Source organism: Rhizobium sp. CNPSo 3670 (genome assembly GCF_057784555.1).
Genome location: NZ_JBXSOL010000019.1, coordinates 38,556 through 59,728, shown reverse-complemented (window position 1 = coordinate 59,728; position 21,173 = coordinate 38,556). Strand labels below are relative to the sequence as shown.

General features: G+C 61.3%; 19 protein-coding genes and 2 pseudogenes. 10 read left to right on the top strand and 11 right to left on the bottom strand.

Annotated features, from left to right (window positions below; translation table 11 throughout):
* Nucleotides 1-33 precede the first annotated feature (33 nt).
* The 3 genes from AC13QO_RS20025 to AC13QO_RS20015 all read left to right on the top strand — a co-directional run bounded on the left by AC13QO_RS20025 (nt 34) and on the right by AC13QO_RS20015 (nt 2,144).
* Nucleotides 34-1,170 (top strand): NAD(P)/FAD-dependent oxidoreductase, encoded by a 1,137-nt coding sequence (locus AC13QO_RS20025; RefSeq protein WP_085781666.1) that lies wholly within the window; start codon nt 34-36, stop codon nt 1,168-1,170.
* Between the two features lie 93 nt (nt 1,171-1,263).
* A complete protein-coding gene (locus AC13QO_RS20020; RefSeq protein WP_085781665.1) occupies nt 1,264-1,776 on the top strand; it encodes a hypothetical protein in 513 nt (170 codons plus the stop codon).
* Nucleotides 1,777-1,892: 116 nt separating this feature from the next.
* Complete coding sequence (locus AC13QO_RS20015) at nt 1,893-2,144, top strand: hypothetical protein (RefSeq protein ID WP_085781664.1); 252 nt, start codon at nt 1,893-1,895, stop codon at nt 2,142-2,144.
* 43 nt (nt 2,145-2,187) lie between these two features.
* On the opposite strand, the gene AC13QO_RS20010 is transcribed toward AC13QO_RS20015, so the two are convergent.
* Together AC13QO_RS20010 and AC13QO_RS20005 are read right to left on the bottom strand one after the other, a co-directional pair.
* On the bottom strand, nt 2,188-2,328 hold the full coding sequence (locus tag AC13QO_RS20010; RefSeq protein WP_245362257.1) for a hypothetical protein: 141 nt from the start codon (nt 2,326-2,328) through the stop codon (nt 2,188-2,190).
* 174 nt (nt 2,329-2,502) lie between these two features.
* Nucleotides 2,503-3,231, bottom strand: coding sequence for an endonuclease/exonuclease/phosphatase family protein (locus AC13QO_RS20005; protein WP_085781663.1), 729 nt, complete (start codon nt 3,229-3,231; stop codon nt 2,503-2,505).
* 116 nt (nt 3,232-3,347) lie between these two features.
* Here AC13QO_RS20005 and AC13QO_RS20000 point away from each other — a divergent pair, with 116 nt between their 5' ends.
* A complete protein-coding gene (locus AC13QO_RS20000; protein ID WP_488541608.1) occupies nt 3,348-4,307 on the top strand; it encodes a lysylphosphatidylglycerol synthase domain-containing protein in 960 nt (319 codons plus the stop codon).
* Here the strand turns inward: AC13QO_RS20000 and AC13QO_RS19995 are convergent.
* The gene (locus AC13QO_RS19995) at nt 4,254-5,789 is read right to left on the bottom strand and encodes a phospholipase D-like domain-containing protein (RefSeq protein ID WP_085781661.1); all 1,536 of its coding nucleotides are present in this window, start codon (nt 5,787-5,789) and stop codon (nt 4,254-4,256) included. The genes AC13QO_RS20000 and AC13QO_RS19995 overlap by 54 nt on opposite strands.
* Nucleotides 5,790-5,894: 105 nt before the next feature.
* Here AC13QO_RS19995 and AC13QO_RS19990 point away from each other — a divergent pair, with 105 nt between their 5' ends.
* Nucleotides 5,895-7,142 carry a DUF763 domain-containing protein gene (locus AC13QO_RS19990; RefSeq protein WP_097600576.1) on the top strand — a complete coding sequence of 416 codons (1,248 nt, stop codon included), beginning with the start codon at nt 5,895-5,897 and terminating at the stop codon, nt 7,140-7,142.
* Nucleotides 7,143-7,217: 75 nt separating this feature from the next.
* On the opposite strand, the pseudogene AC13QO_RS19985 reads toward AC13QO_RS19990, so the two are convergent.
* The 8 genes and pseudogenes from AC13QO_RS19985 to AC13QO_RS19950 form a co-directional block, all read right to left on the bottom strand.
* Nucleotides 7,218-8,210: pseudogene (locus AC13QO_RS19985) on the bottom strand (Lnb N-terminal periplasmic domain-containing protein).
* A 341-nt stretch (nt 8,211-8,551) separates the two neighbouring features.
* Entirely contained in the window at nt 8,552-9,469 is a 918-nt protein-coding gene (locus tag AC13QO_RS19980; protein WP_085782056.1) for a DMT family transporter, read from the bottom strand.
* A 255-nt stretch (nt 9,470-9,724) separates the two neighbouring features.
* Nucleotides 9,725-10,819, bottom strand: a complete 1,095-nt coding sequence (locus tag AC13QO_RS19975; RefSeq protein WP_085782055.1) for a hypothetical protein — start codon at nt 10,817-10,819, stop codon at nt 9,725-9,727.
* A 255-nt stretch (nt 10,820-11,074) separates the two neighbouring features.
* Nucleotides 11,075-11,205, bottom strand: a pseudogene (locus AC13QO_RS19970) (ABC transporter ATP-binding protein); the annotation flags it as partial.
* Nucleotides 11,206-11,320: 115 nt separating this feature from the next.
* Nucleotides 11,321-12,265 (bottom strand): dihydrodipicolinate synthase family protein, encoded by a 945-nt coding sequence (locus AC13QO_RS19965; RefSeq protein ID WP_085781659.1) that lies wholly within the window; start codon nt 12,263-12,265, stop codon nt 11,321-11,323.
* Nucleotides 12,266-12,287: 22 nt separating this feature from the next.
* Nucleotides 12,288-13,175 carry an SMP-30/gluconolactonase/LRE family protein gene (locus AC13QO_RS19960; RefSeq protein WP_085781658.1) on the bottom strand — a complete coding sequence of 296 codons (888 nt, stop codon included), beginning with the start codon at nt 13,173-13,175 and terminating at the stop codon, nt 12,288-12,290.
* Nucleotides 13,172-14,002, bottom strand: coding sequence for an NAD-dependent epimerase/dehydratase family protein (locus AC13QO_RS19955; protein WP_085781657.1), 831 nt, complete (start codon nt 14,000-14,002; stop codon nt 13,172-13,174). The genes AC13QO_RS19960 and AC13QO_RS19955 overlap by 4 nt, the downstream gene beginning before the upstream one ends.
* A gap of 21 nt (nt 14,003-14,023) precedes the next feature.
* The gene (locus AC13QO_RS19950) at nt 14,024-14,737 is read right to left on the bottom strand and encodes a FadR/GntR family transcriptional regulator (protein ID WP_085781656.1); all 714 of its coding nucleotides are present in this window, start codon (nt 14,735-14,737) and stop codon (nt 14,024-14,026) included.
* A gap of 366 nt (nt 14,738-15,103) precedes the next feature.
* Between AC13QO_RS19950 and AC13QO_RS19945 the strand changes: the two genes are divergently transcribed.
* The 5 genes from AC13QO_RS19945 (at nt 15,104) to AC13QO_RS19925 (ending at nt 21,168) form a co-directional block, all read left to right on the top strand.
* Entirely contained in the window at nt 15,104-17,041 is a 1,938-nt protein-coding gene (locus AC13QO_RS19945) for an ABC transporter substrate-binding protein (RefSeq protein ID WP_488541607.1), read from the top strand.
* Between the two features lie 116 nt (nt 17,042-17,157).
* Nucleotides 17,158-18,144: an ABC transporter permease gene (locus AC13QO_RS19940; RefSeq protein ID WP_488541622.1), complete on the top strand. Its 987-nt coding sequence runs from the start codon at nt 17,158-17,160 to the stop codon at nt 18,142-18,144.
* Between the two features lie 9 nt (nt 18,145-18,153).
* Nucleotides 18,154-19,275 carry an ABC transporter permease gene (locus AC13QO_RS19935; protein WP_085781654.1) on the top strand — a complete coding sequence of 374 codons (1,122 nt, stop codon included), beginning with the start codon at nt 18,154-18,156 and terminating at the stop codon, nt 19,273-19,275.
* 7 nt (nt 19,276-19,282) lie between these two features.
* Nucleotides 19,283-21,004: an ABC transporter ATP-binding protein gene (locus AC13QO_RS19930; protein WP_085781653.1), complete on the top strand. Its 1,722-nt coding sequence runs from the start codon at nt 19,283-19,285 to the stop codon at nt 21,002-21,004.
* Complete coding sequence (locus tag AC13QO_RS19925) at nt 21,001-21,168, top strand: hypothetical protein (protein WP_488541606.1); 168 nt, start codon at nt 21,001-21,003, stop codon at nt 21,166-21,168. The genes AC13QO_RS19930 and AC13QO_RS19925 overlap by 4 nt, the downstream gene beginning before the upstream one ends.
* Nucleotides 21,169-21,173: the final 5 nt, after the last annotated feature.

Sequence of the window (21,173 nt, the reverse complement as noted above, 5' to 3'; positions counted from 1 at the left end):
CGATCAAACAAGAGCAGGAATAGGGTACCCGACATGAATGCTTACACCAAACCTTCGAAGGTCGTTGTCGTCGGCGGCGGGATTTTCGGCGTCTCGACTGCGCTCCATTTGGCTCGACTCGGGGTTGATACACTGCTTGTCAATGACGGCGCGCTTGCCAACGGTGCCTCCGGCCGATCTCTCGCTTGGCTGAACTCGGCGCGAAAACGCTCCGATGCCTATCACCGGCTGCGTCTGGCAGGCATTGACCGCTATCGCACGCTGGCTGCTCGATACCCCGATGCCTCATGGCTGCGCTTTGACGGCGGGCTGACCTGGGATGCGGACGACGCCAGCAATGAGATCGCCGAAATCTTCGACCATGAACGTGACCTCGGCTATCACGCTCAATGGCTCACCCCGGAGAAGATCGCTGCGGTGACGCCCGGCGTCGACCCGAGCGCTGTGACGCCGCAAGGCGCAATCTTCAACCCGGGGGAGGGGTGGGTCGATCTTCCATCTCTGATCGGCAGGCTTGCGGAAGAATTCCGTGCGCTTGGCGGCGAGATCATCACGGATGCCGGACGCGCGGCGGTCGATGTCAGCAACGGGCGCGCCCACGGCGTAATCACGGCGGACGGCGCGCGTTACGACGCCGACGCCGTGCTACTTGCTGCAGGCAGCAAGGTTCCCGCAATTGTTGCTGAGGCTGGCCAGCAGATCGAGGATTCGACACCCATCGCCCTTCTTGTCAGGACAAAGCCGATCAGCCACCCGCTGAAGGCCGTGCTCAACACCCCGCGCATCGCCATTCGACCGATGCCCAATGGCGGCTTCGCACTCGATTCCGCCTGGTCGGAGGAAGAGGTGAGCGCCAACCCCGACGGCAGCTACAATGTCAGGCAATCGACGCTGCAGGGACTGCTGCGAGAGGCGTCGAGAGTCCTCGAAGGCAATCCGGTCCTTGAGATCGAAGATTATGGGGTCGGTCCGAAACCGATTCCGGGTGATGGCGAGCCGGTTTTCGGCGAGCTGTCATCGATTCCGGGTTATTTCGTCGCCTTCAGCCATAGCGGCGCCACCCTTGGCCTGATCGCCGGCGAACTGCTGGCGGACGAGATCGCCATGGGCCGCCGCCATCCGCTGCTTTCCGACTTCCGCCCTGAGCGCTTCAGCGCGGCGTCCCGGTGACAGCCGCGATGCGGATGGCCGCCAGCCTGACGGCGGACGGATCAATTTGAACCATCGAACGTTCTGCCGAAAGGAACCAATGGGAGACGCATCATGATCAAGGATGAGGCCGCCGCCTTCGGCGCCGAAAATGATCGCGGCGATGCCGCCGCTTCAATGCCGAATGGAGAAGAACCAACCATCAATCCGGATCTCGTTCGGCGTGAGGGGTTCGCGAGCGAGGCCGAATACCGCGCCTACTTTGCCACATTGGGCGGAGATGCGTCAGCACCGCCCGAAAATCACGTGGCAGAATCGGTGCCGACTTCCGGGGAGCAGATCCTGGAAAGCCGACTGCAGGAATTGAAGTGGGAACTCGAAATCCTTCGCGCTCGCCTTCATGGAATCAGACGCCAGGCCGCGGCGGTTGTCACCGAAAACGTCCGTTGGGCTGATTCCAGCGCCCATGCCCAGCTCGGCGATCAACCGTGGCTGAAGCTCGCCGGCGCGATGGCGGGTGCCTTCGTCATCACAAGGGGGCTGAGACGGCTGCCTTGGGGAAGCGTGGTGACAACGGCGTTACCCTTGGCCGTCGCTGCGATGAATCGAAAGCTCGCCCGGCGGTGATGGCAGCAGGCACGGATGGGTTTGGGTGAGATCGCGCGTCGGTTTCTTCACCATGGAAGGGACGCCATCATCTCGCCGAAGTGTTCGTGACATCTACCATTTTAACGGAGGCAAACATGGCTGGACACGACGCTCGCTATGTCGAGATTACGACGCGTCTTCGCTCGGTACGATCGTTCTGCGACTTCCTCTCGCAGGGCGGAACTGTCCGCGTCGCCGTATCGGAGGGCGAACCGTACAAGGACGTTACTGCCACGTTGCTGGAGCGGAACCGCCGGGAGGCGGAAGCACTCGCCCGCACGCGCAGACATCTCTACCCGGAACTCGCCGAGGAAGACGTGGCGCCGCCGCTCTACAGCCGCCACTGACGCCCGCACACGTTTGAGCATCGCAACAAGACGGAGCATCGCTCTAAGCGGCGGCAACGCAGCCTGCGCTGGCTTCATCCAGCTGGAACTGGTCGATCAGCCGCAGAAGCGTTCTGGTCTCATCGGCAAGTTCCTTCGGCGCCGCACCGGTTTCTGCGACCATGGCGGCATTCTGCTGCGTCATCTCTGCTCGGATGCGGTGACCACTTTAGCGGAGATGCTGTCGAGCACTTCGCTCGTTTCGCGAACGACACGTGCGCCATTGCGTGAAATATCCGTTTCACATGTAGCCCCGATAAGGGTTCAACGTCGTTTTCCACCGCATATCAGGGCATGCCGCTCAGGCGCGGCGGAGCGATCAGGCAAAACCGATTTCTGCCAGCAGTGGAAGATGGTCCGAGGCGATCCGCGTCAGGCGGTTTTCCAGAACGACCGCCTTTTTCACGACGAGGTCGTCGGTGACGAAGATGTGGTCGAGGCGCATCAGCGGATAGCGGGAGGGAAAGGTCGCTCTCGGCGCGCCAGGCCCGGTGAGTTGCGCATCCTTCAGCGTTCGCGCGGCGAGCCGGTAGCTCGCGGAAGAGGGAATGGAGTTGAAGTCGCCGCAGAGGACGGCAGGAAGGGGCGCTTCTGCCGTGCCGTGCAGCCAGCCGGAATTGAGCAGCGTCGTCATCTGCCGGATCCGTTCGCGGCCGCGAAGGCCGAGATGGGTGTTGACGACGAGCAGCTTCCTGTCGCCCGCCGTGACTTCGACGGAAAGCGCGCCCCGGGCTTCGCCGACGGAGGGCAGGGGGCCTGCCTTGATCGCGCCTGTCGGAAGGGCGGTGATGATCGCATCGCCGTACTGTTCTTCGGCAATCGACAGCGCCGGATGGAAATGCGCCTGCATCTTCAAGAGCGAAGCGATCACGTGCGCCTGGTCGATGCCGCCGGTCCTGCGCCTGCCGACGTCGACCTCCTGAAGCGCAATGATATCTGCCTCCGTCGCGGCGATGACGGAAGCGATGCGGCCGGGATCGAGTTTCCGGTCGCTGCCGATGCAGCTGTGCACGTTATAAGTGAGCAATTTGATTGATTTATCCGGCATGGGCCCGTTGGAAGCTTGATCGCGCGGGAGGTTTTCTTCCCCCGGGGGAACACGGAACTCATTTGATCGTTCCGGATGATAGGGCCTGTCGCCCGCACTTTTAAAATGGATGATCGATGAGCCTGAAAAGCATTATCATGAACGGACTGCTCGTGGCTGCCCTTTGTCTTGCGGTCTTTCTTCTCTACCGGATCTTCCAACAATATAGCCTCGATGAGATCGTTCAATCGGTTCGAAGCATTCCTCTTTCGACGTTCCTCACGGCGCTCGTCTTCGTGGCGGCATCCTATCTCTGCCTCAGCTGTTTTGATCTCCTGGCGATCCGTTCGCTCGGCAAATCCTTGCCCTATCGCAAAATCGTGCTGGCATCGTTCATCAGCCTTTCGCTCGGCCACAATATCGGCTTTGCCGGCCTGAGCAGCGGCGCCTTCCGTTATCGGTACTATTCGCGCTGGGGGCTGACGACGGAGGACGTGGCGAAGATTATCCTGTTTTGCGGCGTCACCGTCGGACTTGGGCTCGTCACGCTCGGCGGCCTTGCGCTGATCATTAATCCTTCCGACGCGGCACGCCTCATGCGCGTCGATGCGGGAAGCGCCCGCATCTTCGGGGTGCTGGCCCTGATCGTGCCTGTGGTCTATGCGGGCCTGGCGTTTTTCGTCCGCGGCAAGCTGCGGCTTTGGCGCTGGTCGTTTCAACTGCCACGCTTTTCGATCGCCGTGGCGCAGGTGGGCGTCGGGACAGTCAACTTCATGCTGGTGTCCGCTTGCCTGCACCAGATGCTTTCGACCTTCGGCGACGTTGCTTTTTTCCGGTCGGTTACGGCTTACGTGCTGGCCAATTCGGCGATCCTTGCGACGCATGTCCCCGGCGGTCTCGGCGTGCTGGAGGCGACCGTCTCCCATGTCGTGCCGCAGCAGGCGTCGATCGGTGCGCTGATCGCCTTCCGCTGCGCCTATTTTTTCATCCCGCTGGCGCTCGGCACGACGCTTCTCCTGAGCATCGAACTCATCTTCCGGCGCTCAAGCCGTGCGGGTGAAGAGGCGGACGAGAGCGCCGAGGCCCAGTCGGTGTAAGAGGAGGAAGGGCCGGGCCGGGTCGAAGATCGCGGTGCCGGTGATCGGCGAGATGCTGCCTGACAATTCGACGGCAAATTCCCTGAGGCCACGAGCGCCGCCGTTCAGCGCGTCAATCGCCCCGATCATCGAGCCGCTTCGCCCGAAGGCGACGGCAAAAGTCTCGGGGGCCGTCCCGAGATATTCCGCCAGCAGCCGATCGCGCAGCTCCGAAATGGCGCGACGATGGTCTGCGTTTACAGCCTCGAACAGCAGATCGCATTCCGAATCAAGCCCTTCCGAACGATTGTTGAGATTGGAAGAGCCGATGCGGACCAGCTCGTCGTCGGCGATCATCAGTTTCGAATGGATGAGCACCTCAACTTCGCTGTCCGCCTGCGCTGACTGCCGGGGGGCTTCAGGCCCCGGCACTTTCGGCCCGGGCACGACGGGGTAGTAGACCCGCAGGCGGTTGGCGCGATCGGCGCGTTTGAGGCGGCGGATGACACGGTCGCGATTGCCGCCCATGACGAGCTTTTCGATCAGTCCGTGAGAGCTGCGCGTGCAGATGACGACCACCTCCGGCCCGTCCCTTTCCTGTAATCGTGCGGCGATGGCGTCGGCAACCCGGAAGGAGGCGAGATATTGCGCCTCGATGTAGAGCTGGCGCCGGGCTCGGGCGATGATCTCCAAGGTCGAGGCGATGCCGTCGCTGATGCCGCTACGCCAGGTGGTCGCCGGCTCTGTCAGGGCGAAACCCACAGGGACGTCCCGCAGCGAAACGGAAAGGGTATCCGGCCAGGCGAACGGCATGTTGTCGGCGAGCGCCAGGTGCTTTTCGCCGGTGGCTTCCTCCCAGCGCCGCCTGGCGATATCGCCGATCAGCCGGGCGGCGTCACCCGTGACCATTGCCTGCACGTCGTGGAGCGGGTCGTAAGGGGCGCCCTCGGGATCGCGCCGCAGCCTGTCTCTGGCACGATGGCGCCTCGTATCCCATCGTCGTGCCGTCAAGTCTATGCCGCCGATGAAGGCGACCGCGTCGTCGATGCAGACGAGCTTCTGGTGATGACAGCCGCGCAGCGCCCCTTGAAGAGCAAAACGCAAATCGATTCTGGCATTTCTGGGAAAATTCTTCTTTCGAAGCAGATCGATCGATTTGTCCGAATAGATCGGCCCAAGCGCCCAGATAAGGATGCGAATTTCGAGCTCGGGATTTTCCGCTGCCAGCGCATGCAGCAGGTCGGCCAAGGTTTCGTCGGACTTTTCGGGCTCCATCCGAATATTGGGATGGAAATCCCACCCAATGATCCACACATTGCGGCGGGCCTGCCGCAGCGCCCGCGAGACTTCGGCGAAATATGTGTTGCCATTGATCAGAAAGGCGGCTTTGTCCGCACGTCCCTGGAGCCGCAATGCCGTAGATCCCTCTTTTTCGCCGCTCGGATGTTGCGCTTTTGTTCGGGTTAGGTACGGTTGATCGGACATGGTTTGAAATGCGGTCATGTTTGCCTCTGCGATTTGACTGAATGCAAACGCCTGAAATTTCGCGCGGTTCCGATCAGGACGCTGCTGCCGGGGCGGACGGGCATAGAAAATGTAGGAAAAGAAATGTCACGACGAGCAGGCAGTGCCGACCTTCCCCTTCACGGGGGACGCGTGCCGCATTGGCTTGGCGACCGAATGACGCGGCTGGGAACGCTGATCACAGAAGCAATCGTTCATCATTATGGCCGCGATGAATTCCTGCGCCGGCTCGCCCACCCTTTCTGGTTCCAGTCCTTCGGCGCGGTCATGGGCATGGATTGGCATTCCTCCGGCATTACGACAAGCGTTCTCGGTGCATTGAAGCGCGGGCTGAAGCCGCGCGCCGGTGAGCTCGGCCTGCATGTCTGCGGCGGACGCGGGGCGCATTCGCGCAGAACCCCGCAGGAGCTCGTCTCGATCGGCGAGCGCGTCGGTCTCGACGGCGAGGGGCTTGCGACGACGAGCCGCCTCATCGCCAAGGTCGACAGCGCCGCGCTTCAGGACGGCTTCGACCTTTATCTTCACGGCTTCATCGTCGCCGATGACGGCCATTGGGTGGTGGTGCAGCAGGGCATGAACGGTGACAGACGGCAGGCGCGGCGTTATCACTGGCTCTCCGAAGGGCTCGAAAGTTTCGTCGACTCGCCGCATGCAGCAATTGAAGGCAGAAGTCAGGGCGAAATCGTCAATCTCGCCGACAAACGCGCAGAGCGCTCGCGGCGCGGCCAGCTGGATCTGCTCGCGACCCTCGGCCCCGACAGAATCATCCGCGAGGCGGCCGCGCTGATGCGTGTGGAGGAGCCGGCGCCCGAACCCGCTGCACAGCCGATGCTGCCGCATCTCATCATGCCCGCTCATCACGACGTGCGCGAGAGCGATGTCCACATGCGTCGCCTGCATGGAAATCTGGCGGCAGCGGCCGACCGCGGGCCGGTGGATTTTCAGGAGTTGCTCCTCGTTCCAGGCGTCGGCGCCCGGACGGTGAAGGCGCTGGCGATGGTGGCGGAAGTGGTACACGGCGCGCCCTGCCGTTTTTCCGACCCGGCGCGCTTCTCGATCGCCCATGGCGGCAAGGATCGCCATCCCTTCCCGGTACCGCTCAAGGTCTATGACGAAACGATCGGCGTGATGAAATCGGCGGTGCTGAAGGGCAGGCTCGGGCGTGAAGAGGAGCTGCAGGCGCTGAAGCGCCTGGACGAGCAATCGCGGCAGATGGAACGCTATGTCACGGGTCCCGATCTCAAAGAGATCATCGCCGGCGAATTCCGCCAATCCGCCGATTTCGGCGGCCGCAGCGTCTTCGGCTGGGAGCCTCCCGGGGGTGAGGATTAGGGCATGACGGCGAATGTCTCAGCGATTTCGGGCGGCATCATGCCATCGATTCGGATTTTCAGGCCGATGCGCTGTTCAATCGCCCGGTGAAGGCACACCCTCACGGATCACTTTCGAAAAATCGTCGGAGGCGCCGGCACCTTTTGCCCGTGCGGCGATATGCGCCGCCGCTTTCAACTACTCAAAAGGTAGCTTCATGTCGAGTGCTTTCCGGTCATAGGCGAATTCCGGAAGGTAACCGTTCACGATCAGCCGCCAATCGAACGGAAATGCAGCGCCGACGGCCCGCATCATTTTGGCGGCAGTCGTGGTGCAGTTGGTAGTGAGCGAGTTGTAGAAGCGCGGGTGTTCGGCGAGCGTGTTCGCATCGCTCACATATTGCAGGAGAAGGCGAGTGGCATTGGCCGGCGGAACGCCCATGCGAAAAAGCTGAACGTCCTCGCCGCGTATGTTGGATCGAACAAGAATGACGTCGCTTTCGGTGGCCGCGATGATGACGAGGGGATTGCTTTTGAAGAGGTCGCCGATCGGAGAGAATTTGCCCCCCGCCGTCCTCCGCACTTCGATCGACCATGCCAGGTATTGGTCGTCATCGAACCCGAAACTCAGGATCATGTGTGCCATCTCGGGCCCTGCCCAATATGACATGAACAAATCGAGGCTCCTGAGCGTGTTCAGGTCGTAGGTGCGCGACTTCCATTTCTCCACAAAACCGCCATCCGTTTTCCAGGTGAAATTTCTGACATTGGTCAGCGTGAGGATGTTGCCGTTGACCGTGCCTGTCACCTGCCTGGCGACGTCTCCCGCCCAGTCGGCCGTCACCGGCGGCTTGATTGAGTTCCACCACACGGCGATGCCTGCAAAGCATAGGACGAAAGGAAGGATAACCAAGGAGCGTGGCTTCCAGATTATGGAAACTGCCGCGGCTACACCGACCGATGCGAGGACTCCTGCTGCGACCTGTCGGATCGGCAGGGAAACAGGCAGACGATAAAATAGCGCGAGAGAGGCCCATATGGTCGCCAGCAGAAACGCTAACCAGAAGACAGCCTTTGCAGCCCAGAACATTATGCGAACGAGCAGGGGCGCTTGCCGCCGTCCGCGGCCTGCAGATCTTGATGCACTTTGGCTGTTGTTGAAACTCATGACGCCTTCCTAGCCTTGGTTGAAGGTCAATCGATGAATTCGATGTCCCGGGCATGTGACGAGGGCCGAGAAGGCGTATTTATCCGGAGACGCGGCTCTCGTGACGGGCAGAACAATCTGTCTTGAACCGAGGACGCTTGTCCAGTCCGTATCGGACAAAACAAAAGGGTGTTACGTGCTGACGACAGTCGAATATTAGGTCCTTGCCCGCCGGAACGGCGCCAGCAAGATGATCCTTCCCGGCAAGACGCCGATCCGGTTTGTCAGTGCCCGTCCGGGGGGACGGCTTCCGACGGCACCGTCTCCTTCAGGTTCTTCCGGTGGAAGATGAAAAGACCGGCAAAGACGATGATTGCGGCGCCGACGATGATCTGCGCATCGGGAATGTCATTGAAGAAGATGTAGCCCAGTACGATCGCCCAGAGCAGCAGCGTATATTGCAGCGGCGCCAGCAGCGACGCCGGCGCGAGCTTGAGCGAGCGGGTGATGAGCAGATGCGCGCAGGTGGCGACGATGCCGAGCAGCAGCATGCCGGCCCAATCGATTGATGTTGCCGGCTGCCAGTTGCCGATGCTGAGCACGATGCCGGTGGCAAGGGCGGCGACCGTTTGCCATGTCACCAGCGTCGTGTCGCTGGTCGAGCGAAGGTAGCGGCTCATCACCAGTGACAGCGCGAAGGAAAAGCTGCCGGCGAGGCCGAAGAGAGAGGGAAGCGACAGCATCGCCGTCGAAGGGCGCAGTGCGATAACGACGCCGGCGAAGCCAACCAGAACGGCGAGCCAGCGGCGCCAGCCGATCTTTTCCCCGAGAAAGAAATGCGAGAGCGCCGCAATATAGATCGGCCCCGCCATATAGAAGGTCATGACATCGGCGAGCGGCAGATAGGCGACGGCCGCGTAGAACAGCGCGACATCGCCGGTCGCCAGGACGACCCGCATGAACTGCAAGCCTTTCTGCTCGACGCGGAGGAGGGCCATTGGCCCTTGCCGCAGGATCATCGGCCCCAGGACGATGAAGGCGCCGACCGAGCGGATCACCAGCACCTGGCCGACGGCAAAGCTTGCCACCAGCCATTTGCCCATCGCATCATTCAGGGCAAACAGCAGATCGCCGAGCAGCATCAGCACGACGCCCGTCATGATCAGGTTTCCGGCATTGGCGACAGCCGCCTTCGTCTTCATCTCTCGCATCCTCGCAAAAACGGCCGCGCGTGCGCGGCCAGGTGCGGATTCGACCCTAACGCTGCCGATGTCAACCATCCTGCGCTGCATCAGCGCATAGGTTCGAAAGGCGGAATCGGTTTTCGGAAAACACGATGCGTTGTTCTATAGTATTAGAGCGTCCATCGTGCGTCCGAAGGACGCACGGCGCTCTATGCTGGCCAAACTGCGCCAGTGTCCGTCAGGTTGAGCGCGAGCGGGAGGCCCGGCCTGTCTTCAGTATTTCCAGCTTGTGTAATCGTCAGCAACGCATCCGAACGGAGCTCGATCCTGGCCGAACCGCTTCCGCAATTGAATGCATCCCCATTTGTTCAATGGTGTCGGCATGAGATTGTTGATATCCATCCCCGGCGACTGGAAAGGTGTGCTGGCACTCGTCACATACCAAAGCCAGAAACCGATGAAGCCGGCCAGGATCAAGAGGAGGGTGCCGAAAAACAGCCGCAGCCGGCCCGCGACTGACATCGTTTTTCCGCGCTTGCCGATCAAGACCGGCACAGTCTGGCCACCGCCGAGCTGGGAGAATTGCGCAAGCGCAACCTTTCGCTCGTCATCCGTCAGCCCGATACGCTGCAGACGATCATCCAGAAGCACTGGCAGCGCTGTCCTGCCATGCCGGACCGCCAAGCCCACGGCTTTGCCGTTTGCCTCCCCCACAATCAAAGGCTCCTGACCTCCCTTCATCTGGGTGTAGGCTGATCGACCAGTCCGACCGTTGGCGATCTTGTCATTGTAGGTGACGGAAAGAATGTTGCGCTTGCGATGAAACGCAGCAATTTCCACCGGTATGGTATCCAAGAACGCCGGCTGGCGCAGATGCCGTTTGACCCTCCATATCCGCAGGGCCTGGAACAGTGTTCCAAGGCTCATGCTGCCAAGAAACAGGGCAAATACGGTGAGGGTTATGATCCGGTTCCAGAGCTTGTCAAGACCGAGGCTCATTGTCGCCAATTCCGGATGATCGGCCGAGATCACCACGCCGGTTTCATAGTCGCCGGTATGAAAATCGACGAACATCACTTCGGCTTCCGTGTCGTATTTGCGGCCGTCGTAATTGTAGACGAGGCGCGCCTCACAGTCAGTAAAGAAGAGCTTGCGTGTCGTGCATCTCCCGCTTTGGACGTCACCATTCTCAAGGGCCAACGGATTTTGGCTGATCTGAAAATCCCTGATGACGCCGGGCGCTTGCCAGGTGACTATAAACACCGCCAGTGCCGCGATGACGGGAGTGGCCCAGAAGTAAGCCCGCGGCGTGGAGATCACATCAGGTGCAAGCGATAAAGGGCGGCTGGGAAGAACGAGGGCAGGCACGAGAATGACGCCTTTCGAATATTGGGGCTGAGAATACGCCCGATAAGAATTTTGATCGAAGCGGGTGACAGCTTCGCGGTAATGATCGCATTGATACATTGTGCGCGGGTCAAGTGTCACTCTGGTTGTCTCTCGATGCCGGCACCTCTTCACAAAAAACTGAGGGCACTATGGAGCTACGCGGGCGGTGACCATTGGGGACTGTGCACTGAGGCTGAAGCGGACTGCCAGCTTTTCTCTGGAAGAGGAGGAGAGCTAGACCCGACCATACATACGGCTCGCCCGCAGCAAGCGTTGCGAATAGGGATGTTCGACCGCGCCTTTCACAAGGCTTCAATATCGACCTGTTCGACGATCTCACCCGTTTCCATGATGGCGACGCGGCTCCACTGCGAAATCGGGATCGCGCTTCAGGATCGGCAGTCGGGCCGGCGGATACTCGATCTTCGGCAGGGAAGCCGGCAGCCCATGCGTATAGGGGTGCGGGAATGATGTTCGAATTCAGCCCGCTGCCTTGACGTCCCGCCAGTCCGTTTGAATGTCGCCCTCGGCCTCCCAACCGCGAAGCAGCCGATGCAGCTCGTCGCGATCCTGCGCGTCTAGCCGCGTCAATCCCGGCACGCGCACCGGGCCAGCATCGAGGCCGGAATAGGTGACGGCCTCTTTGACGACGGTGACGTTCGCGCCGTTGCGGAACTTGGTGCGCATCCGCTCGAAGGGTTCAAGCTTGTTGACGATCGCTCTCGCCGCGGCGAAATCGCCTTTCTCAAGCGCTTCGTGGACGGCGAGCGAAAGCTTCGGGGCGACGTTGACGAGGCCTGAGGTGAAGCCGCGCGCGCCGGCTGCGGTGAATGTCGGCGCCCAGCTCTCCGCCAGGCCGCAGACGAATAGCGCGCCATTCGGATCGGCGGCGGGGATCGCCCGCGACAGCAGCATCAGATCAGTCGTGGCGAACTTGATGCCGGCAATATTGCCGTGGTTGGCGAGGCGGACGATCTCGGCGACGCTGAAACCTTCGGCCCTGACATAGGCGACGAGCGGCAGGGGGGAAGCATCGGCGAGATTGCAGAAATAATCGATCTGGGCCGATGGTGCCGCGAAAGGATCGACGGGCTGATGCGACATCACGGCGGAGGCGCCGATCGCGGCTGCATCCCTGGCCATGCCTATCGCCTCGCGCAGCGACCGGCCGATCGCCGCCGTCACCGGCGCGCGGCCGTCGACGCCTGAAACCGCCGCCTCGTGGACGATCCGGATCTCCTGCGGCGTCAGGGCATAGAATTCCCCGGTATTGCCGGCTGCGACGATGTTGTGAATGCCGGCCGCGGCTACCCGTTCATAAACCTTCGCGGTAATCCGGGGCTCGACTTCGCCCCCGGCGTCATAAGCCGTGACGGGAACGCCCGACACGCCCCTGAGCGCCTTGCGCATGATCGCGATGCTCATTTTTCTCCCCCGTCGCTTTCCATCAGGATGATTGTTTGGCGAAGCGGAAAGGCGGCAGGCCCTCCGCATCCACGTCGAAGGCGATGACCGTGCCAGCCTCGAAACGTCCGGTGCGGTCTGTCGACAGGCTCGTGACGTAGAGGGTCCTGAAATCAGGCCCTCCGAAACACGGCATTGTCGGCGCTGCGACCGGCAGAATGTAGATTTCGACGATTTCGCCTTCGGGCGATATCCGGTTGAGACGACCGGCAGAGACGCCGGCACTCCAATAGAACCCGTCGCGATCGGTGGTCGCCCCGTCGGGACGGCCTTGCTCTTCGGTGAAACTGCGCAGCTGCCGAGCCTCGCCGAGTTCGCCCGTCTCGGAATCGAAATCGAAGACTTGGAGGAAGCACTGCCGGCTGTCGGAGTGATACATCCGCCGGCCGTCCGGCGACCAGGCAAGGCCGTTGGAACTCGTCAGCCCCGTTGCCGCGGTCCGCGTGCTGCCATCCGGCCCGACACGGAAGAGCGCCGCGTCATTCACCTGCGGCTTGGCCTCGCTGATCGAGCCGACCCAGAAGTGGCCATCCGGCCCAACCTTGCCGTCGTTGAGGCGGCCGATCATCTCGCGTCCGACCGGATCGCACAAAAATTGGAGATCACGAGACACGGGATCGAAGAGATGGACGCCGGTCCGGAGGCCGACAACGATCCGGCCGTCGCGGCAAAGTCCAAGACTACCGGCCGCGGAAGGCATGTCGAAGCGCTCCACCTTGCCGTCTGCCGAGCACCGGACCACCGCCGGCGCGAGGATATCGACGAGCCAGAGAGCGCCGGTCTGCTCGTCCCACACGGGCGATTCACCGACCGTCAGCGGTTGCTGCAGGACCGAACGAGCCTTCGGCTCGATGAGCCGGGGCGCCGTCACGAGATTTTCTCCAGGTCTTTGACGAGGCCCTCGGCATCGCGCATGCGGATGTTGCCGTCGTGATTGAATTCGCAGAAACCGCCGCCCTGGAATGCAAGGGCGACCCGCCCCTCCGCTCGGTCCTCGATACGGGCGTGATCACGCGGCCGATCCTGCGGCTGGTAACCAAGCCGTGTCGCCAGATCATTGTCCCACCATTTCGTGTCGGTATCGGAAACGCCGTAAACAACCGTTGCGGCGATCTGCGGGTGGGTGAGGCCGATCAGCACCAGTTGCGCCAGATCGCGGGCGCTGATCCAGATCGCGATCGAGCGCTCGCTGTTCGGGTAGGTGCCGGCGTTGCCGATGCGGATGGAAAGGGAGCGGATGCCCGATGTGTCGTAATAGAGACCCGCCACCAGTTCGCCCCAGCATTTTGACAGTCCGTAGGGGCTGTCCGGCCGCATGGGATCGAGCGGCGAGATGACTTGGCCGCGCGGGTAAAAACCCGTGGCATGGTTGCTCGAGGCGTAGACCATCCTCTCGACCTTGTTGATCCGAGCCGCCTCGTAGAGATTGTACGTCCCGAGCACATTGGCCTGCAAAATGGCATTCATGTCGACTCCGCTGGCGATGCCGGCAAGATGAATGGCCCCGTCGACACCGCGCAAAGCGGCCGTGGCCTCGTCGAGCTTCGACAGATCGGCACGGACGAAGCTCTCATTCTCGGCCAGTTCCTCGGGCTCATGAATGTCGATGAGGCTGAGATGCTCGAAATGCTGCCGGAGAAACGGGCGCAGCAGCGTCCCGACACGTCCGGCGGCGCCCGTCATCGCGATCCGTCTCATCGTCGTTCCTCCCATTGTCGCTCAAACCCCCTGGAACATGCGGGCGCGCGCATTCAGTATGTGTCTCTTCATCGCGTCGTGCGCTTCGGTTTCCCGCCGTGCGAAGATCGCCTCGACGATCACCGCATGCTCGTCCTGGACGCTGCGGATCTGCTCCGGGGTCCGCTTCAGGCTCAGGCTTCGCGTTACGGAATGGCCGATGGCGAAATGCGGCTTGAACCATTCGCGCACGGTGATGTGAAACTGATTGCCCGTCGCCATCGCAATCGCATCGTGCAGGGCCTGGTCTTCGTCGGCGCCGAGTTCGCCGTTCTTCAGACATTGCTCGATGGCAAGAAGCGCCTCGGTGATCCGCTCCTTGTCGGCCGGCTGCCAGTTTCGCGCGGCAAGCTCTGCAGCTTCGGCCTCGAGGCCGGCGCGGAATTCGAAGAACCGCTGGACATCGGCGAGCGAGCCGACCGGAACCATTTTCAGCATCGACGAATCCGGCCGTTGCCGGACATAGGAACCGGAGCCCTTGCGTGAAACGACGAGACCATCGGCCCTCAGGCGTTCGAGCGCTTCACGCACGACGGGTCTTGAGGCGCCGAAATCGGCGGCTAGCCTTGTTTCCGACGGCAGCCGCTCGTTAACCGGAAAATGGCCGTCCGCGATCATTTCCACGATCTTCTCGTAGATGATATCGCTGAAGCGTGTTGCGCCCCGGGTCGAAACGGCATCGACTGCAAACGACATTATCGCTCTTTTCTCTCCCGCCAAGTGGCAAATTCACGCCCATCGGCTCTTCCGGCGAATAGAAGCCAGATATGCCTTCCAGACCATGCGCCGGCATGGCGTCGCCCCGTCGCCGGCCGTGATAAAACCCGTTTACAGCATCTGACAGCTTGAGCTTCATCTGCCAGTCACGGTAGAACTTCCAATGGCTTGGCGCCTGGTTCGATATTGTATCGCTATAGAATCTGTAATTATCTGTCAACTCTTGTAATCATTTGAGAACGTGTCTATGGTTTCGTCCTAGCGCCGAGGAGGGCGCAAAATGGCGGTCGGGAGCCCGCCGCACCAGCCGGGAATAGCCTGTACCGGCATAAAGGGGAGGAATCGATGCCCAATGAATTTCTGTCTCGCGGTGTCACCCGCCGCGCCGTTCTCGGCGGCATGGCTGGTGCTGCAGCATTGTCCATCGCCGGTCGCGCCTTCGCGGCTGGCGGCGAAGCGCCTGCGCTGGCTCAGCTGGTCAAAGACGGCAAACTGCCGCCTCTTACCGAGCGCCTGCCGAAGAAGCCGATGGTCGTCACGCCGTTCGAGAAGGTCGGCACCTATGGCGGCACGCTGCGCCGCGGCCTGCGCGGCTCATCCGACCACAACGGCATCCTGCGCATGGTCGGCAACCAGAGCCTCGTGCGCTGGAATCTGGAGTTCACCGCCGTGCAGCCGAACCTTGCCGAGCGCTGGGAGGTCAGCGACGACGCGACGCAATTCACCTTCCATCTGATCGAAGGTGTGCGCTGGTCCGACGGCCAACCCTTCACGGCCGACGACATCGTTTTTGCGATCGAAGACTGCGTCAAGAACACCGAACTTTACAGCGCGACACCGTCGCAGCTCTCCGTTGCCGGCAAGCCGGTTATTGTCGAGAAGATCGACGATTATACGGTGAAGTTCACCTTCGCGGCGCCGAACGCGCTTTATCTCGAAAATCTCGCCACGCCGCTCGGCCAGCATCCGACGCTCTTCCCGAAGCATTACTGCAGCCAGTTCTTGCCGAAGTACAATCCCAACATCGAGGCCGATGCGAAGAAGGCTGGCGTTACCAGCTGGACGGAGCTCTTCCGCAGCCGCTGCGGCGATATCGAGATCCCGACGCGCTGGGGCAATGTCGACAAGCCGACGCTCGATCCTTGGGTCGTCAAGGAGCCCTATGTCGGCGGCGCCACGCGCGTCGTCATGGCCCGGAACCCCTATTTCTGGCAGGTCGATACAGCAGGCAACCAGCTTCCCTACATCGATGAGATCAACTTCGGCATCTCGCAGGATGTCGAATCGCTGATGCTGAACGTCATCTCCGGAAAGATCGATATCCAGGAACGTCACATCAGCGTGCTGGCGAACAAGCCGACGCTGTCCCAGAACATGCAGAAGGGCGATTATCGACTGCTGACGCTCGTTCCTTCCGCCTCGCAGCAGTGCCAGATCTATTTCAACATCACCCATAAAGATCCTGCCCTGCGCAAGATGTTTGCCGACAAATCGTTCCGGCAGGCGCTCTCGATCGGCATCAATCGCCAGGAACTGATCGACATCGTCTATTTCGGCCAAAGCGAGCCCTATCAGGCGGGGCCACGTCCCACCCATCCCTGGTATCACGAGAAATACGCTCGGCAATTCACCGAATATGACGTCGATAAAGCCGGCGCGATGCTAGATCAGGCTGGCTACAAAAAGGGGCCCGACGGCTTCCGCCTTCGGCCGGACGGTCAAAAGGTGTTCTTCTCGGTCGACGTCATTCCGACGCTTTATCCCGATCTCGTCGATGCCCTGGAGCTGGTAAAGACGCATTGGTCGCAGATTGGCATCGACATGAAGGTCAATACGATCGAGCGGGCGCTCTATTATACCCGCGGCGACGACAATGCCCATGATGCGCAGGTGTGGCCGGGGCCGGGTGGTCTCGATCCGATGCTCGACCCGCGTGATTTCTTCGCCTTCCATCCGCAGGGTTCGCGTTACGCCATTCCGTGGACGCTCTGGTACACATCCAACGGTGCACGTGGCGAGGAGCCGCCGGAAAGCCAAAAGAAGCGCATGAAGCTGTTCGACGAAGCGCGTTCGACGGCCGATCTCGACAAGCGCGGCGCAATCATGAAGCAGATCTTCGACATCGCGGCGGAGGAATTCGAGACTGTCGGACTTTGCCTCGCCGTCGGCGGCTTCGGCATCATCCGCAATAATCTGCGCAATGTTCCCGAGAAGCAGCCGGATAGCTGGTCCTGGCCCAATCCGGGACCTGCGATGCCGCAGCAGTTCACCTTCACGAGCTGATTTGATCGAGCGCCGTACCGACGGTACGGCGCTTTATTCGGTTCGCCTTCCGAGATGCCTGCGGGCGATGAGAGCCGGTAAGGCCAGGAGGGCGGTACTCAATGCAAGAGGCGCCCATGCTGGTCTTTATCGCCAAACGTTTGTTGTGGATGATTCCATCGCTCTTTGCCGTCAGCTTCCTCGCATTCGTGCTGATCCAGCTGCCGCCGGGTGACTACGTCACGACCTACATTGCGACGCTGGCGGCTTCCAACGAAATCGTCGATCAGAACACCGCGGCACAATTGCGCGAACGCTTCGGACTCGATGACCCGATGCTCATCCAATATTTCAAGTGGATCTGGGGCATCCTCTCGCGCGGCGACTTCGGCATTTCCTTCGAATGGCAGCAGCCGGTGTCCGACCTGATCTGGGAGCGTATGGCGCTGACCCTGGTTCTCGCTCTTTCGACATTGATCGCCACCTGGGCAATCGCGCTGCCGATCGGCGTCTTTTCCGCCGTCCGCAAATATTCGATTGGGGACTACTTCTTCACCGCCTTCACCTTCTTCGGCCTGGCCGTTCCGTCCTTCCTGCTGGCGCTGGTGCTGATGTATGTCGCGGCGGTCGAATTCGGCCAGGATGTCGGCGGGCTGTTTTCGCCGCAATATGAGAATGCGCCCTGGAGTTTTGCAAAGATGGGCGATCTCTTCTCGCATCTCTGGCTTCCCGTCATCATTCTTGCCGTGTCCTCGACGGCGAGCCTCATCCGCGTGATGCGCGCCAATATGCTTGACGAACTGCCGAAGCCCTACGTGACGACGGCGCGGGCAAAGGGGCTCTCGGAGTTCCGACTGCTGATGAAATATCCTTTGATGATCGCCCTCAACCCGTTCATCTCGACGATTGCCTGGTTGCTGCCCAATCTCATCTCCGGCTCGGTTGTCGTCGCCATCGTTCTCAACCTGCCGACGGCGGCGCCCTTGCTGCTGCAGGCGCTGATGGCCCAGGACATGTATCTGGCGGGCGCCTTCGTTCTGCTGATCTGCGCGCTGACGCTGATAGGCTCTCTGATCAGCGACATCCTGCTTGCGCTGGTCGATCCCCGCATCCGGTTGGAATAGGAGCCCGATATGGCCGACATCGCCGTTACAAATATTCAGCCGGACCGCGCCGCCGTCGCATCGCAGTGGCAGCTGATCTGGTGGGCTTTTCGCCGCCACAAACTGGCCATGGTGGCGCTCGTCGTTACCGTGCTGATGTACATCGTTGCACTGGTTCCCGGCTTCTTCGCCATCAACGATCCGAACTTGCAAAATGCGCGCGCGACCTTTCACCCGCCGCAGAAAGTGCATCTGATCGATACCGAGAACGGGTTTTCGTTCGGCCTGCATTATTATCCGATGAAGCTGACCCGCGATCCAGAAACGCTCGCCGCCATCTTCAAGGAAGACACGACGAAGCGGATCGATGTCCAGTTCTTCGGGCGTGGCTATGATTATTCCGTATTTGGCCTGTTCAACACCAACATCCATCTGATCGCCTCGCCCGACAAGACGACGCCGCTGCTTCTCTTCGGTGCCGACCGGCTTGGCCGCGATGTCTTCAGCCGGACGGTGCAGGGTTCGCAGGTGTCGCTGTCGATCGGCCTCGTCGGGGTCTTCCTGTCGTTGATGCTCGGCATCGTGATCGGCGGTATCTCCGGATATTACGGTGGCCGCATCGATTTCTTCATGCAGCGTGTGATCGATTTCGTGCTGTCTCTGCCGACGATACCGATCTGGCTCGCCATGGCTGCAGCCCTGCCGCAGGATTGGCCGGCGACGCTGCAATATATGATGATCACGATCATCCTGTCGCTGACCGGCTGGGCCCAGCTTGCCCGCGTCGTTCGTGGTCGTTTCCTGTCGTTGCGCACCGAGGAATTCGTCGCTGCCGCCAGACTGGATGGCGTTCGCGAAGGCCGCATCATCTTTCGCCACATGCTGCCGAGCTTTGCCAGCCACATTATCGCGTCGATCACCCTCGCAGTGCCGGCGATGATTCTGGCCGAAACCTCTCTTTCCTTCCTAGGGCTCGGGCTGCAGCCGCCGACCATTTCCTGGGGCGTGCTGCTGCGCGAGGCCCAGAACATTCGTTCGATCGCCACGGCGCCCTGGCTATTCCTGCCGGGCTGCGCCGTCGTGGTCGCCGTCATGGCGCTCAATCTCCTCGGCGACGGTCTGCGCGACGCGGCCGACCCCTACAACAAATGAGGCCGGCATGATCGACATCGTTCCCATTGCCGGCAGGCCGCTGCTCGAAGTGAAGAACCTCACCGTCGAGTTCCCGCTGCGCACCGGCGTCTTTCGCGCCGTCAACGACCTGTCCTTTACAATAGAGCCGGGCAAGACGCTCTGCGTGGTCGGTGAAAGCGGATCCGGAAAGTCGGTGACGGCGCGCTCGATCCTGCAGATCGTCGATGCGCCCGGTCGCATCGCCGGCGGCTCGATCACACTGAATCACCCGAAGGGCGGCTCGATCAATCTAGCCAGCCTCAATCCGCGCGGACGCCAGATCCGGGCGATCCGCGGCCGCGATATCGCCATGATCTTCCAGGAGCCGATGTCGTCGCTGTCGCCCATCCATACTGTCGGCAACCAGATTATCGAGGCGCTTCGCCTTCACACCAGGATGAGCAAGGCCGAAGCGCGAGCGGAAGCCATATCGCTGCTCAAACAGGTTGAAATTCCCGCGCCTGAGAAAGCGCTGGATCGATATGCCTTCCAATATTCCGGCGGCATGCGCCAGCGCGCGATGATAGCCATGGCGCTCGCCTGCAAGCCGCAGCTGCTGATCGCCGACGAGCCGACCACGGCCCTCGACGTGACGACGCAGGCCGAAATTCTGGACCTGATCGCCCGGCTGCAGAAGGCCAACGGCATGGCCGTTCTCTTCATTACCCATGATATGGGCGTCGTGGCGCAGATCGCCGACGATGTGCTTGTGATGCACAATGGCGTTGCCAAGGAATATGCACCGGTCGAGCAGATCTTTCACGCACCGAAAGACGATTATACCCGCATGTTGATCGGCTCCGTGCTGAAGCTTGAGCAGAAGGCCGAGATTCGCCTGGCGCGGGCGCCGCTCGATCGGACGGCGGCGCCGATCCTGGAATTGCGTAATCTTTCGATGGATTTCGGCGAGGTAAAAGCACTCGACGACGTCTCCATTTCGCTGCTGCCGGGCGAAACCCTCGGCATCGTCGGGGAGAGCGGATCCGGTAAGACGACCATGGGCCGCTCGATCATGCGGCTGATCGATCCGACAGCCGGCGAGATTCTCTATCGCCGGGCCGATGGCGGCATCATCGACCTGGCAATGGCAAAAGGCCAGACGCTTGCCGCCGCGCGCCGCGAATTGCGCATGGTGTTCCAGGATCCCTTCGGCTCCCTCAATCCGCGCATGACCGTCTCCCAGATCATCGGCGAACCGCTGCTCGTCAACGGTATCGCCAAGGGACGGGCGCTGGACGAGCGCGTCTGCCATCTGATGGAGCAGGTCGGCCTCGATCCGAGGGCGCGCGAACGCTATCCGCACGCCTTCTCCGGCGGTCAGCGCCAGCGTATCGGCATTGCCCGCGCCATTACGCTCAACCCCCGCGTCATCGTCGCCGACGAGGCGACCTCGGCGCTCGACGTCTCCGTGCGCTCGCAGGTGCTCGATCTGCTGATGCGTCTGCAGGATCAGCTCGGGCTTGCCTATATCTTCATTAGTCATGACATCGGGGTCATCCGCTACATGTGCGACCGCGTCGGCGTCATGTACAAGGGCCAGCTCGTCGAAATCGGCGAAGCGGAAAAGGTCTGCCGCACGCCCGAGCACGCCTACACGCAAGCGCTCATATCAGCCATTCCGCGCCCCGATCCACGCGACCGCGATCATTCGCGGCGCTTCCGCTATGTCGCTCCAGACAGTCTGAGGAACGGGAGCTCGCAGCGATGAAGATCACCGGCATCAAAACTTTTCTCATGCATGTCGGTCAGCCGAGCGGCGGCAATGTCTCCGTGCCGGTGCCGGAGACCTCGGGTTCCTACAATCCAGAAACCTATAACGAGCAGGTCTACGTGCAGACACGCGTGGCGCGCTACTGCTATTTCAATCGCTAGAAGGA

Excerpts from the sequence above, each read along its gene's own strand:
- AC13QO_RS19925 (WP_488541606.1), top strand. The coding sequence starts at position 21,001 with ATGAAGATCACCGGCATCAAAACTTTTCTCATGCATGTCGGTCAGCCG.
- AC13QO_RS19930 (WP_085781653.1), top strand. The coding sequence starts at position 19,283 with ATGATCGACATCGTTCCCATTGCCGGCAGGCCGCTGCTCGAAGTGAAG.
- AC13QO_RS19940 (WP_488541622.1), top strand. The coding sequence starts at position 17,158 with ATGCTGGTCTTTATCGCCAAACGTTTGTTGTGGATGATTCCATCGCTC.
- AC13QO_RS19955 (WP_085781657.1), bottom strand. The coding sequence starts at position 14,002 with ATGAGACGGATCGCGATGACGGGCGCCGCCGGACGTGTCGGGACGCTG.
- AC13QO_RS20000 (WP_488541608.1), top strand. The coding sequence starts at position 3,348 with ATGAGCCTGAAAAGCATTATCATGAACGGACTGCTCGTGGCTGCCCTT.
- AC13QO_RS19980 (WP_085782056.1), bottom strand. The coding sequence starts at position 9,469 with ATGAAGACGAAGGCGGCTGTCGCCAATGCCGGAAACCTGATCATGACG.
- AC13QO_RS19965 (WP_085781659.1), bottom strand. The coding sequence starts at position 12,265 with ATGAGCATCGCGATCATGCGCAAGGCGCTCAGGGGCGTGTCGGGCGTT.
- AC13QO_RS20015 (WP_085781664.1), top strand. The coding sequence starts at position 1,893 with ATGGCTGGACACGACGCTCGCTATGTCGAGATTACGACGCGTCTTCGC.
- AC13QO_RS19950 (WP_085781656.1), bottom strand. The coding sequence starts at position 14,737 with ATGTCGTTTGCAGTCGATGCCGTTTCGACCCGGGGCGCAACACGCTTC.
- AC13QO_RS19945 (WP_488541607.1), top strand. The coding sequence starts at position 15,104 with ATGCCCAATGAATTTCTGTCTCGCGGTGTCACCCGCCGCGCCGTTCTC.
- AC13QO_RS19995 (WP_085781661.1), bottom strand. The coding sequence starts at position 5,789 with ATGACCGCATTTCAAACCATGTCCGATCAACCGTACCTAACCCGAACA.
- AC13QO_RS19990 (WP_097600576.1), top strand. The coding sequence starts at position 5,895 with ATGTCACGACGAGCAGGCAGTGCCGACCTTCCCCTTCACGGGGGACGC.
- AC13QO_RS20010 (WP_245362257.1), bottom strand. The coding sequence starts at position 2,328 with ATGACGCAGCAGAATGCCGCCATGGTCGCAGAAACCGGTGCGGCGCCG.
- AC13QO_RS20005 (WP_085781663.1), bottom strand. The coding sequence starts at position 3,231 with ATGCCGGATAAATCAATCAAATTGCTCACTTATAACGTGCACAGCTGC.
- AC13QO_RS20025 (WP_085781666.1), top strand. The coding sequence starts at position 34 with ATGAATGCTTACACCAAACCTTCGAAGGTCGTTGTCGTCGGCGGCGGG.
- AC13QO_RS20020 (WP_085781665.1), top strand. The coding sequence starts at position 1,264 with ATGATCAAGGATGAGGCCGCCGCCTTCGGCGCCGAAAATGATCGCGGC.
- AC13QO_RS19935 (WP_085781654.1), top strand. The coding sequence starts at position 18,154 with ATGGCCGACATCGCCGTTACAAATATTCAGCCGGACCGCGCCGCCGTC.